General features: G+C 60.0%; 13 protein-coding genes. 1 reads left to right on the top strand and 12 read right to left on the bottom strand.

Annotation, left to right across the window (positions count from 1 at the left end; genetic code table 11):
* Nucleotides 1–29: 29 nt before the first annotated feature.
* From rihA to miaB, 12 genes are all read right to left on the bottom strand, one after another.
* Nucleotides 30–962, bottom strand: a complete 933-nt coding sequence (gene rihA, locus ACK3CV_RS06355) for a pyrimidine-specific ribonucleoside hydrolase RihA (protein WP_164038719.1) — start codon at nucleotides 960–962, stop codon at nucleotides 30–32.
* Nucleotides 963–1,061: 99 nt separating this feature from the next.
* Nucleotides 1,062–1,523, bottom strand: coding sequence for a hypothetical protein (locus tag ACK3CV_RS06360; RefSeq protein WP_033637436.1), 462 nt, complete (start codon nucleotides 1,521–1,523; stop codon nucleotides 1,062–1,064).
* Between the two features lie 194 nt (nucleotides 1,524–1,717).
* Nucleotides 1,718–2,443, bottom strand: a complete 726-nt coding sequence (locus ACK3CV_RS06365) for an amino acid ABC transporter ATP-binding protein (RefSeq protein WP_033637437.1) — start codon at nucleotides 2,441–2,443, stop codon at nucleotides 1,718–1,720.
* Nucleotides 2,443–3,117: a glutamate/aspartate ABC transporter permease GltK gene (gene gltK / locus ACK3CV_RS06370; RefSeq protein WP_033637438.1), complete on the bottom strand. Its 675-nt coding sequence runs from the start codon at nucleotides 3,115–3,117 to the stop codon at nucleotides 2,443–2,445. The genes ACK3CV_RS06365 and gltK overlap by 1 nt, the downstream gene beginning before the upstream one ends.
* Entirely contained in the window at nucleotides 3,117–3,857 is a 741-nt protein-coding gene (locus ACK3CV_RS06375; protein ID WP_033647195.1) for an amino acid ABC transporter permease, read from the bottom strand. Before ACK3CV_RS06375 ends, gltK begins: the two co-directional genes overlap by 1 nt.
* 213 nt (nucleotides 3,858–4,070) lie before the next feature.
* Nucleotides 4,071–4,967 (bottom strand): amino acid ABC transporter substrate-binding protein, encoded by an 897-nt coding sequence (locus ACK3CV_RS06380; protein WP_033637439.1) that lies wholly within the window; start codon nucleotides 4,965–4,967, stop codon nucleotides 4,071–4,073.
* A gap of 393 nt (nucleotides 4,968–5,360) precedes the next feature.
* Complete coding sequence (gene lnt, locus ACK3CV_RS06385; protein ID WP_033647194.1) at nucleotides 5,361–6,890, bottom strand: apolipoprotein N-acyltransferase; 1,530 nt, start codon at nucleotides 6,888–6,890, stop codon at nucleotides 5,361–5,363.
* 7 nt (nucleotides 6,891–6,897) lie between these two features.
* Entirely contained in the window at nucleotides 6,898–7,776 is an 879-nt protein-coding gene (gene corC, locus ACK3CV_RS06390; protein ID WP_004939973.1) for a CNNM family magnesium/cobalt transport protein CorC, read from the bottom strand.
* A gap of 85 nt (nucleotides 7,777–7,861) precedes the next feature.
* Nucleotides 7,862–8,335 (bottom strand): rRNA maturation RNase YbeY, encoded by a 474-nt coding sequence (gene ybeY / locus ACK3CV_RS06395; RefSeq protein ID WP_033637441.1) that lies wholly within the window; start codon nucleotides 8,333–8,335, stop codon nucleotides 7,862–7,864.
* Nucleotides 8,332–9,387, bottom strand: coding sequence for a PhoH family protein (locus ACK3CV_RS06400; protein ID WP_033637443.1), 1,056 nt, complete (start codon nucleotides 9,385–9,387; stop codon nucleotides 8,332–8,334). The genes ybeY and ACK3CV_RS06400 overlap by 4 nt, the downstream gene beginning before the upstream one ends.
* A gap of 234 nt (nucleotides 9,388–9,621) precedes the next feature.
* Complete coding sequence (locus ACK3CV_RS06405; protein WP_004939967.1) at nucleotides 9,622–9,957, bottom strand: zinc ribbon domain-containing protein YjdM; 336 nt, start codon at nucleotides 9,955–9,957, stop codon at nucleotides 9,622–9,624.
* Nucleotides 9,958–10,075: 118 nt separating this feature from the next.
* A complete protein-coding gene (gene miaB / locus ACK3CV_RS06410; RefSeq protein WP_164038717.1) occupies nucleotides 10,076–11,500 on the bottom strand; it encodes a tRNA (N6-isopentenyl adenosine(37)-C2)-methylthiotransferase MiaB in 1,425 nt (474 codons plus the stop codon).
* A 197-nt stretch (nucleotides 11,501–11,697) separates the two neighbouring features.
* Here miaB and ubiF point away from each other — a divergent pair, with 197 nt between their 5' ends.
* A complete protein-coding gene (ubiF, locus tag ACK3CV_RS06415; RefSeq protein WP_041033865.1) occupies nucleotides 11,698–12,879 on the top strand; it encodes a 3-demethoxyubiquinol 3-hydroxylase in 1,182 nt (393 codons plus the stop codon).
* Nucleotides 12,880–12,962: the final 83 nt, after the last annotated feature.

A 12,962-nucleotide genomic window follows, 5' to 3' on the forward strand; every position in this document is an offset into this window, starting at 1 on the left:
ATGAGGGGCGCGAGTGCGCCCCGATGGGATCAATAACGCGCTACGCGCTCGGCCAGCAGATCGATAAAGCCTTCGCGGTTGATGCCGGTCAGCACTTCCACGTTGGCCGCTTTGCCGGTTTGCTGGAAATAGTCCACCACCGTCATGCCGACGGTGTATTGCCCTTTGGTTTCCACCCCGACCCAGCGTTCTACGCCGGTGAACAGCTGCGGTGCCAGCAGCCAGGCGATGGTGCAGGGATCGTGCATCGCCGCGCCGGGCAGGCCGCGCGGGTGGCTGAGATACAGCGGCAGGTAAAAATCGAGCATCTCCGCGACCGCCTGCGCGACCGGATTGGCTATCTGGCGAATGCGCTCGATATCCTGCGGCAACACCAGCGCCTGATGGGTGACGTTCAGCCCGGCCATGGTCAGCGGCACGCCGGATTTCAGCACCATTTCGGCGGCTTCGGGATCGACGAAGATGTTGAACTCCGCGACCGGCGTGGTATTGCCGGCGTTCATGCCGCCGCCCATGAATACGATGCGTTCGATGCGGCTTTTCAGCTCGGCATGCTGGGCCAACAGCAGGGCGATGTTGGTCATCGGGCCGGTCACCACCAGGGTTATCGGCTGCGGGCTGGCGCGCAGCAGGTCGGCGATCAGCTCGACGGCGCCGCGGGGATCGGGGTTGAGGGTCGGCGTCGGCAGGTGGGTGTTGCCCATGCCGGTTTTGCCGTGGACATAGTCGGCGATCACCAGCTCGCGCATCAGCGGGCCGCCGGCGCCGGCGGCGACCGGTATGTCCTCGCGCCCCATCAGGGTCAACAGGCCCAGCGCGTTATGCAGGGTTTTCTCCGGCGTCTGGTTGCCGGCGGAGGTGGTGATGGCTTTGACGTCCAGCTCCGGCGAACGCAGCGCCATGGCCAGCGCGATGGCGTCGTCGAGGCCGGGATCGCAATCGATGATAATAGGGCGGGGCATGTTCTTTCTCCTCTGTTTGTTATCCAGCGAGCATCGGATCAAAACCGGGGAGAAACAAGCGCTTTTAGTGCCGGGCGTTAGCGCGACGGGATAAGGCGTTCAGACACCGCAGAGTTCATGAGCGCTGCGTTTCCATTCTTCCACCTCGGTTGGGTGCAAGAAGGAGTAATAGACGGTAGTGCCGTCGGGCAAGATATTTTGCAGTGCCTGCATGCAGTTGGCCTCGCAGGGGCGCAGCTCGATATACACGTTGGTGATCGGCACCTGCTCCTGATCGGCGTCAAAGCGTTCGATACGCCTTATCGCCGCAACCAGCGCGGCCATTTCGGCATGTAGCTTGACCCAGTTATGGGTGTAGATATCCGGCGGCATCTCCATTTTCATCTGGCTATTGCCAAAGGCGTAGCGAGTGCTGCCGCGCAGCTGGTATTCGATGGTGGCGCAACAGGACTCAGGCCCGTAACCCGGTTTTTCAATCAGTTTCTTCTTGTCTTCCAACGTGCGTCGAACAATCGGATAACCGGATTTGATGTTGTACTCCGCTTGTACCAGTTGAATCATGCCAGCCTCTCTGGTGGGTGAGTTAATCATCAAAGGTAGGACAGCCTGCAGGATCGCGCGTTGTTTACGGTCATCGCGACGGGGGGTTTAAGATAAATCCTAACTTTGTTGAGGCGGCAATGAGAGGCATTCAGGCGCATGGGCGCCGAAAAACAAGCGCCCCTTGGGGCGCTTGGGTTTAGGGGACTGCGCGATCAGTGCAGGATCTTGGCCAGGAAGTCCTTGGCGCGATCGGATTCAGGGTTGTTGAAGAAATCGTCTTTGTTGCGGTCTTCGACGATTTTGCCTTCGTCCATAAAGATCACGCGATTCGCCACTTTGCGGGCGAAGCCCATTTCATGGGTCACCACCATCATGGTCATGCCTTCGTTCGCCAGTTCGACCATCACGTCCAGCACTTCGTTGATCATTTCCGGATCGAGCGCCGAGGTCGGCTCATCGAACAGCATGGCGATCGGATCCATGCACAGCGCGCGGGCGATGGCGACGCGCTGCTGCTGGCCGCCGGACAACTGACCGGGGAATTTGTTGGCATGGGCGGTGAGGCCGACGCGCTCCAGCAGCTTCAGGCCCTTCTCGCGCGAGGCGGTCTTATCGCGCTTGAGCACTTTCACCTGCGCCAGCGTCAGGTTGTCGATGATGGACAGGTGCGGGAACAGTTCAAAGTGTTGGAACACCATGCCGACCTTGGCGCGCAGCTGCGCCAGGTTGGTTTTCTTGTCGTTGACCGGCGTGCCGTTCACCAGGATGCTTCCCTGCTGGATCGGCTCCAGGCCGTTGACGGTTTTGATCAGGGTGGACTTGCCGGAACCTGAAGGACCGCAGACGACGACCACTTCGCCTTTTTTCACTTCGGTGGTGCAATCGGTCAACACTTGAAAGTGACCGTACCACTTGGAAACATTTTTCAGGGATATCATCAAACAGTCCTTTTCTTCAAATAGCTTACCAGCGCCGAGGCGGCGAGGCTGATAACAAAATAGACAAAGCCGGCGAACAGGATCATTTCAACCTGGGTGCCGTCGCGTTCGCCGATGGTCGACGCGGTGCGGAAGAAGTCGGCCAGGCTCAGTACGTAAACCAGCGAGGTATCCTGGAACAGCACGATGCCCTGGGTCAGCAGCAGCGGCACCATGGCGCGGAACGCCTGCGGCAGGATCACCAGCCGCATGGATTGCCAGTGGGTCATGCCCAGCGCCAGCGCGGCGGAAGATTGGCCGCGCGAGATGCTGATAATGCCGGCGCGGATGATTTCCGAATAATAAGCCGCTTCAAACAGGGAAAAGGCTACCATAGCCGAGATCAGGCGAATATCGGTTTTCGGCGACAGCCCTAGAACCTGTTGTAATAAGCTTGGAACCACCAGATAGAACCACAGCAGCACCATCACCAGCGGTACCGAACGGAACAGGTTGACGTACAGGGTGGCGAACCAGCTGATCGGTTTGAACGGCGACAGGCGCATCACCGCCAGCACGGTGCCCCACAGGATGCCGACCACGACGGCGGTCACGGTGATCTTCAGCGTGATCACCATGCCCTGCAGCAAATAAGGGAAGCTTGGGACGATCGACGCCCAGTCAAATTCGTACATTATTTACTCCCCAGGTTGCCAGGCAACTGCACTTTCTTTTCGACCAGACGCATAAACAGCATGATAACGGCGTTGATGCCGATATAAGCCAGCGTGATGGCGGTAAAGGATTCATAGGCGTGTGCGGAGTAATCCAACAGCTTGCCGGCCTGCGCGGCCATGTCCACCAGCCCGATGGTGGAGGCGATGGCGGAGTTTTTGACCAGGTTGAGCATCTCCGAGGTCATCGGCGGCACGATCACCCGGTAGGCGTTCGGCAACAGCACGTAGCGGTAGGTTTGCGGCAGCGTCAGGCCCATCGCCAGCCCGGCGGCTTTCTGGCCGCGCGGCAGGGATTGAATGGCGGCGCGCACCTGCTCGCAAACGCGTGCGGCGGTAAACAGCCCCAGACAAAGCATGGAAGAGACGAAGAACTGCACGTTGGGATCCAGCTCGGTCTTGAACCAGGTGCCGATATTGACCGGCAGCAGCTCGGGGATCACCAGATACCAGGTAAAGAATTGCACGATCAGCGGCACGTTGCGGAACAGCTCGACGTAACAGGTGCCGAGAGTGGAAAGAAAGCGGTTGGGCACGGTACGCAAGATACCGAACAGCGAACCGACGAAGAAAGCGATAATCCATGCACAGACGGAGAGGGCCACCGTGACCTGAAAGCCGGACCAGATCCAGCCGAGGTAAGTGGTGTTCCCAAACGGGGCCTGCTGCAGGAAGATACCCCAGTTCCAATCTATTGACATAACAAACTCCGATAAACGGGCGCAGGGCGCCGAAGATTGATGACTTGATGAGCGCCGATCGCCGCGCGGCCAGTCTGGCTGGCTTGTTGTGTACGGATGTCGGTGGCGCGCCTTGGGGAAAATGAGGGAGGGGAACGGCCCCCCTCATTCCTGTCTGTCCCAGTCATCAACTGGGCCGGTTTGGCCTGGCGGCCGCCCCGGCTTTTGTTCTATTTAGTTCAACGCTTTGTCGTTAGGCTCTTTGAACAGTTGCTTCATGTCGTCCGACAGTTCGAAGTTCATGTTGAGCTGTTTTGGTGGGATAGGCTGTTTGAACCATTTGTCAAACCACTTGGCCGCTTCACCGGAAGTTTGCGCTTGGGCGATGGTGTCATCGACCAGTTTTTTGAACTCAGGGTCGTCTTTACGCAGCATGCAGCCGTAGGCCTCTTTCGACTGCGGCGTGCCGATGATTTCCCACTGATCCGGTTTCTTGGCCTTGGCGCGCTCGCCCGCCAGCAGGGCGTCATCCATCATGAAGGCCACCGCGCGGCCGCTTTCCAGAGTGCGGAAGGAATCGCCGTGATCTTTGGCGCTGATGATGCGCATGTTCATCTTGCCGCTGTCGTTCAGCTTGTTCAGCAGCACTTCGGAGGTGGTGCCGGAGGTGACCACCACCGGTTTGCCTGCCAGGTCTTTAAAGTCTTTGATGTCGGAGCCTTTTTTCACCAGCAAGCGGGTGCCGACCACGAAAATGGTGTCGGAGAAGGCGGCCTGTTTCTGGCGCTCGAGGTTATTGGTGGTGGAGCCGCACTCGAAATCATAGGTGCCGTTTTGCAGCAGCGGGATGCGGTTCTGCGAGGTAATCGGCAGCATTTTCACCTGCAGATTCGGTGCATTCAGCTTTTTCTTAACGGCTTCAACGATTTGGTTGGAGTAGTCCTGAGAGTAGCCCACAACTTTTTGTTGGTTGTCGTAGTAGGAGAACGGCACTGACGATTCGCGGTGGCCGACAACGATCACGCCATTGTCTTTGATTTTCTTCAGCGTACCGGTCAGGTCTTCCGCATGCGCCACGCTACCTGCCATACCGAGCAGCAGTAACGATAACGCCAATTTACGCATTTGCATGGTCCAACTCCTTTGCTGTTGTGGTGGCTCTGACTAAAGAGCGTCAGGTTAAACCGACTATTTATTGCTCAAGTTATAAAGATAGTCTTAGAACGGATAGCCGTTAAAAAATAACCGATTGTGAATATCTTGAAACTAAAATGTTTCATTTTTTGAGACGCCGCGCGCACCAAATCAATGCAACAAAACGCTGACGCACTCGTGCGGTGCGCTCGACGCACCCAAAATGTGCACAGGTGCGACAAAACGTCAGCAAAAGTAAACCGGCGCGCGAGGTCGCCATAGATAAAAGCAAGGAGTGTGCCAGCCGCGTTGATTTAACGGCGTTTTCTGACTGAGGGTGGGGTATTGACGGGAAAGTGGGGCGCGGCGGGCGCGCCCCGACGGAGAGGATTATTTGCGGCGCAGGCCCAACATCAGCGCCCAGCCGCCCAGCAGCAGGGTAATCACCCACAGCGGCGTGGCGCCGAAGCGCGCATAAGGCGTGACGCCGGTGGTCGGCGTGACCTTCACTTCGAGCACCTGACGGGTGAACTGCGGGATCTCGGCGATCACCTCGCCGTTCGCGTCCACCGCGGCGGTGACGCCGTTATTGGTGCTGCGCAGCAGCGGCCGGCCGAGCTCCAGCGCCCGCATGCGCGCCATCTGGAAGTGTTGCCACGGGCCGATGGAGTGGCCGAACCAGGCATCGTTGGAGATGGTCAGCAGGAAGTTGGTGTCCGGGCGGAAGTTATCGCGCACCTGCTGGCCCAGCACGATTTCGTAGCAGATGGCCGCCGTCAGGTTGTACCCGCGCACGCTGAGCTGCGGCTGCACATAGTCGCCGCGGCTGAAGGATGACATCGGCAGATCGAAGAACGGCGCCAGCGGCCGCAGCAGCGTCTCCAGCGGCACGAATTCGCCGAACGGCACCAGGTGGTGCTTGTTGTAGCGATTCTTGTCCGGGTAGCTGTACGGCGTCGGCTCGCCGAGCACGATGGCGCTGTTGTAGATCTGCTGGCCCTGTGGCGTGGCGCGCACGTCGACGATGCCGGTGATCAGGCTGCTGTTCTTCGCCCGCATCAGGTCGTCCATCATGGTCAGGAAGCCGTTCTGGTTGGCTTCATAATCCGGGATGGCGGACTCCGGCCAGATGACGATCGGCGCCTTGCCCACGTACGGACGGGTTTCGTCCAGATAGGTTTGCAGCGTGCTGACCAGCGCTTTCGGATCCCATTTCATCGACTGGGCGATGTTGCCTTGCACCATGGCGACGTTCACCGCTTTCTCCGGCTGCGGGGTAAACCACTGCAGCTGGCGCAGCGGCCACGGTAACAGCAGCAGCGCGGCGGCGATGACCGCAGCCGACAGGCGGCGCTGATTGACGGCATACACCAGCAGACCGGCGATGGCCATCAGCACAAAGGTGATGGCGTCGACGCCCAGCAGCGGCGCGATGCCCTTCAGCGGGCCGTTGATCTGGCTGTAGCCGAACTGCAGCCAGGGGAAGCCGGTCAGCACCCAGCCGCGCAGGAATTCGGTCACCTGCCACAGCGCCGGCGCGGCGATGGCCAGCCGCCACCAGCGAGTGGCCGGGCACAGGCGCGTCAACAGCCCGGCGAACAGCCCGGTATACAGCGACAGGTAAGCGGCGAGCAGCACCACCAGGAAGACATTGACGGCGAAAGGCATGCCGCCGAAATCGGCGATGCTGACATACACCCAGTTGATGCCGCTGCCGAACAGCCCGAAGCCCCAGACAAAGCCGAGCAGGGCAGACTGTTTGGCGGTGCGATTGAGGGTAACGGCCAGCAGGCCGAATAGGGAGACGATGGCCGCGGGCCAGAAGTCGTAGGGCGAGAACGCCAGCGTCCCGCCGGCACCTGACAACAGCGCCAGCAGGGCGCGAACCCGCTGGCGTTCAAGTAATGAGGCTTTAGCCATGTTGGATTTAATCTTCCAGTTTCGGTGGTGGAGAATCGTCCGGAATTTTTACATGAACCTGGATAATACGTCGACTGTCGGCCATGGCAACTTTAAATAGGTAACCTTCGATTTCAATGGTTTCCCCGCGCGCCGGCAGGTGGCCGAAGGCCTGCATCACCAGACCGCCAATGGTATCGACCTCGTCGTCGCTGAAATGGGTGCCGAAGGCTTCGTTGAAGTCTTCGATCGGGGCCAGCGCGCGCACGGTGTACATGTGGCGGCTGAGCTGGCGGATATCCAGATCGTCTTCGTCGTCGTATTCGTCTTCGATCTCGCCGACGATCAGTTCCAGAATGTCTTCGATGGTGACCAGGCCGGACACGCCGCCGAATTCGTCAATGACAATCGCCATGTGATAGCGCTGGGAGCGGAACTCTTTCAGCATCCGGTCGACGCGCTTGCTTTCCGGCACCACCACCGCGGTGCGCAGCACCTTGTCGATGCTGAACGGCTCGGAGTCTGCGCGCATGAACGGCAGCAGATCCTTGGCCATCAGGATACCTTCGATATGATCTTTGTCTTCGCTGATCACCGGGAAGCGCGAGTGGGCGGAGTCGATAATCACGTCCAGGCACTCTTCCAGCGTCTGGTTGCGCTTGAGCGTCACCATCTGGGAGCGGGGGATCATGATGTCGCGCACGCGCTGCTCGGCGATATCCATCACGCCTTCCAGCATGTCGCGAGTATCGGGATCGATCAGGTCGTTTTGTTCGGAATCACGGATCAGCTCGACCAGATCGCCACGGTTTTTGGGCTCGCCGTGGAACAGCTGGTTAAGGATAAGAGTAAAGAACCCCTTCTTGGGACTGGGGCTGTCATTGCTTTGTGAATGGTCGTCGCTCATGGCGTTTTCGTTACTGTCACTCATGTCAGAGTTAAGGGGCGTCAGCGACAGCCCCGCAGGGGGGCTGTAGGGTAAACGGCTGACGTCAGACGGGGTCTTTTTCCGCCAGGTACGGATCAGGATAGCCCAGTCCGTGCATGATTTCGGTTTCCAAAGACTCCATTTCTTCGGCTTCATCGTCTTCGATGTGGTCATACCCTAGCAGATGAAGACTGCCGTGGACAACCATATGCGCCCAGTGGGCCTCCAGCGCCTTGCCTTGCTCAATCGCTTCCTGTTCAACCACCTGGCGGCAGATGATCAGATCGCCGAGCAGCGGCAGCTCGATGCCCGGCGGGGCCTCGAACGGGAAAGAGAGCACGTTGGTCGGCTTGTCTTTACCGCGGTAGGTCAGGTTCAGCTCGTGGCTTTCCGCTTCGTCCACCAGACGCACGGTCACCTCGGCCTCTTCCTGAAATTGCGGCAGCACGCCTTCCAGCCAGCGCTGGAAGGTGGCCTCATCCGGCAGGCCGTCGCCGCTTTCACAGGCAATCTGCAGATCCAAAATCACCTGGCTCATGGTGTCTCCTGCTCGGAGGCGGCGAGCGCCTCGCGCTTACGTTGTTCGGCAATCGCGTCTTTGCGTTTCTGTTCGGCCGCTTCCCAGGCCTCATAGGCGATGACCACGCGGGCCACCACCGGGTGGCGCACCACGTCTTCGCTGTGGAAGAAGTTGAAGCTCAGTTCTTCCACGTCCGACAGCACTTCCACCGCGTGGCGCAGGCCGGATTTCTGGTTGCGCGGCAGGTCGATCTGGGTGACGTCGCCGGTGATGACCGCCTTCGAGTTGAAGCCGATGCGCGTCAGGAACATCTTCATCTGTTCGATGGTGGTGTTCTGGCTCTCATCCAGAATGATAAAGGCGTCGTTCAGCGTGCGGCCGCGCATATAGGCCAGCGGCGCGACTTCGATCACGTTGCGCTCGATGAGCTTCTCCACGCGCTCGAAGCCCAGCATTTCGAACAGGGCGTCGTACAGCGGGCGCAGATAGGGATCGACCTTCTGGCTCAGATCGCCCGGCAGGAAGCCCAGCTTTTCGCCGGCTTCGACCGCGGGGCGGGTCAACAGAATGCGGCGAATTTCCTGGCGCTCCAGCGCATCTACCGCGGCGGCGACCGCCAGGTAGGTCTTGCCGGTGCCCGCCGGGCCGATGCCGAAGGTGATGTCGTGATCGAGAATGTTGGCGATGTACTGCGCCTGGTTGGGCGTGCGCGGTTTCACCATGCCGCGCTTGGTTTTGATGGTGACCGCCTTGCCGTAATCCGGCACGCTGTCGGCTACCTGTTCCAGCACCCGGCTCTCTTTGATGGCCAGGTGGATTTGCTCCGGATCGATATCCGGGATCACGCCGCGAATCGGCGCGGTATCCACGTACAGATGGCGCAGGATATCGGCGGCGGCAGCCACGCACAGGTTTTTGCCGACCAGCTTGAAACGGTTGTCGCGGCGATTGATTTCGATGCCCAATCGGCGCTCGAGTTGTTTGATGTTGTCATCAAACGGGCCGCACAGGCTGAGCAAACGCTTGTTGTCTGCGGGCTCTAACAAAATTTCTTGTGTTGCGACGTTCAAACTATTCCTCTAGGTCACATCGGGCCTGGTTGATGTCACATAGCGCGTCCGGGACGCGCGCGTTCAGGGCGAGCCTGAATACTCTCTTTCTTGAATTATTCATGGTGCGCCGCAACGGCGCAAGTTTACCGCTGATCTATCTGTGCGCCGTCGGCGAAATTCAAGGGAAGATAAGGAAAAAACGCGGCGGGGCGCAAAGCCCGCCGCGTCATCACAGAACAAGGCCGCTGGGAATCAGTTCTTTTTCACGAACTCGGATTTCAGCTTCATCGGGCCGAAGCCATCGATTTTGCAGTCGATGTTGTGATCGCCTTCGACCAGGCGAATGTTTTTCACCTTGGTGCCGATCTTGAGCATCGAGGAGCTGCCTTTGACCTTCAGGTCTTTGATCACGGTGACCGCGTCGCCGTCCGCCAGCAGGTTGCCGTTGGCGTCTTTGACGATCAGCGCGTCCTGATCTTCCGCCGGGGCGCTGTCGCTCCACTCGTGGGCACATTCAGGGCAGATGAACAGGGCATTGTCCTGGTAGGTGTATTCGGAGTTGCACTTCGGGCAGTGTGGGAGTTGCATGTTATGTCGCCTCTTCAACAATAAAAAAATAAAAAAGCAAATCACCGGGCGCGGACGCCCGGCGGAGAAACGGTAAGGAGTAGCGCGAATGGGCGGCGATAAGGCGGCCGCCGCGGCGTCAGGGCTGGTAAATGCCGACGCCCAGCGCGTTTTCTTTGCGGGTACGGGCGATCACCGACTGCGGGGATTCATGTACGCGCAGATCCATCTGCTGTTCGGTGCGCACCACTGCGCCACGCAGGGTGTTGGTCAGCACCTCGGTAATTTCCACGTCGACGAACTGGCCGATCATGTCGGGCGTGCCCTCGAAGTTTACCACACGGTTGCACTCCGTGCGCCCGGCCAGCTCCATCACGCTTTTGCGCGAGGTGCCTTCCACCAGGATGCGCTGGACGGTGCCGAGCATGCGGCGGCTGAACTGCAGCGCCTGCTGGTTGATGCGATCCTGCAGAATATACAGCCGCTGTTTTTTCTCTGCTTCGCTGACGTCGTCGACCATGTCCGCCGCCGGGGTGCCCGGGCGCGACGAATAGATGAAGCTGAAGCTGACGTCGAAATTGACGTCGGCGATCAGGTTCATGGTCTGTTCGAAATCGGCCTGGCTTTCGCCCGGGAAACCGACGATGAAATCGGAGCTGAGCTGGATGTTCGGGCGCGCCTTGCGCAGCTTGCGGATAATCGCCTTATACTCCAGCGCGGTGTGCGCGCGTTTCATCATGGTCAGGATGCGATCCGAACCGCTCTGCACCGGCAGATGCAGGAAGCTGACCAGCTCCGGCGTGTCTTCATACACCGCGATGATGTCATCGGTGAACTCGATAGGGTGGCTGGTGGTGAAGCGAATGCGATCGATGCCGTCGATGGCCGCCACCAGGCGCAGCAGTTCGGCGAACGAACAGATCTCGCCGTCATGCGTGGCGCCGCGGTAAGCGTTAACGTTTTGGCCGAGCAGGTTGACCTCGCGCACGCCCTGCGCCGCCAGTTGGGCGATTTCGAACAGCACGTCGTCGCTCGGGCGGCTCACTTCTTCGCCGCGGGTGTAAGGCACCACGCAGAAGGTGCAGTATTTGTTGCAGCCTTCCATGATCGACACGAATGCGGTCGGGCCTTCGGCGCGCGGTTCCGGCAGACGGTCGAACTTTTCGATCTCCGGGAAGCTGATGTCGACCACCGGGCTGCGGGTGCCCTGAACGTGATTGATCATTTCCGGCAGGCGGTGCAGGGTCTGCGGGCCGAATACCACGTCGACGCAGGGCGCGCGGCTGCGGATCAGTTCACCTTCTTGCGAGGCCACGCAACCGCCGACGCCGATGATCACCGACGGGTTCTTTTCTTTCAGCAAGCGCCAGCGCCCCAGCATGGCGAAAACTTTCTCCTGCGCCTTTTCACGGATCGAGCAGGTGTTCAGCAGCAGCACGTCCGCCTCTTCGGCGTTTTCGGTCCACTCGAAGCCGTGCGTGCTGTTCAACAGGTCGGCCATTTTCGATGAATCGTACTCATTCATCTGGCAGCCCCAGGTTTTGATATGTAGTTTTTTCGTCATTGACTTGCCATTACTCAGTGCGGAGCGAAAGTTGCGTTACGTGACATGCAGGGCGCGTATTGTAATCATTTGCCGCCGTTGTGACCAGCGCGGGGGAAAATGGCACGCAACCTGAAGCCGGAGCGAAAATCCGGTACACTGCGCAAAACGCCATACCGGGTGGGATGGCGAGCATTCACACAGAAAACATAGCCAATATGAAGACATCTCAAAATCGGTATGACGCGGTGGTGGTCGGCGGCGGCATGGTCGGCGCGGCGGCGGCTCTGGGGCTGGCGCAGGCGGGCTGGTCGGTGGCGTTGCTGGAACATCAGGCGCCGCAGGCGTTCGAGGCGCAAAGCCCGCCGGATCTGCGCATTTCCGCTATCGGCTGTACCTCGGTGGGGCTACTGAAACAGCTCGGCGCCTGGCAGGCCGTGACGGCGATGCGCACGGCGCCGTATCGCCGGCTGGAGACCTGGGAGTGGGCGTCGTCGCGCGTGGCGTTCGACGCGGTGTCCCTGGGGCTGCCGGAACTGGGCTTTATGGTGGAAAACCGCATTCTGCAGCTGGCGCTGTGGCAGCAGTTCGCGCAGTGCGCCAATTTGACGCTGCTGTGCCCCGCCAGGCTGCAATCGCTGCAGCGGGCGGACAATGCCTGGCAGCTGACGCTGGACGGCGGTGAGACGCTGCAGACGCGCATGGTTGTCGGCGCCGACGGCGCCAACTCGCAGGTGCGCAAGCTGGCGGCGATCGGCACCAACGGCTGGCAGTATCGTCAGGCGTGCATGTTGATCACCGTCGATACCGGCGCGCCGCAGCAGGATGTGACCTGGCAGCGCTTCTTCCCATCCGGGCCGCGTGCCTTCCTGCCGCTGTACGACAGCTGGGCGTCGCTGGTGTGGTATGACAGCCCGCAACGCATTCGCCAACTGCAGGCGATGCCGCCGGCGCAGTTGGAGCGCGAGATCGCCGCCGCTTTCCCGGCGCGACTGGGCCCGGTCAAGGTGCACGCCGCCGGTTCGTTCCCGCTGACGCGGCGTCATGCGCAGCGCTACGTGCTGCCGGGGCTGGCGCTGTTGGGTGATGCTGCGCATACCATCAACCCGCTGGCCGGGCAGGGCGTCAATCTGGGGTATCGCGACGTGGATGCCTTGCTGAACGTATTAAGTGATGCGCGGGAGCAGGGAGAGGACTGGAGCAGCGAGGCGGTACTGCTGCGCTATCAGCGCCGCCGCCGTACCGACAATCTGCTGATGCAGAGCGGCATGGATCTGTTCTATACCGCTTTCAGCAATAACCTGGCGCCGCTGAACGTGGCGCGCAATCTGGCGCTGATGGCTGCGCAGCGGGCGGGCAAGCTGAAAGAGCATGCGTTGAAGTACGCGTTGGGATTGTAACCGACAGGGCTCGGCTGCGGCTGGGCTCGTTAGGATTGGCCGAGCGCCGAAAAGCAAAAAGCCCGCCGAAGCGGGCTTTTCTA

It is taken from the genome of Serratia sp. TSO36, assembly GCF_057808395.1.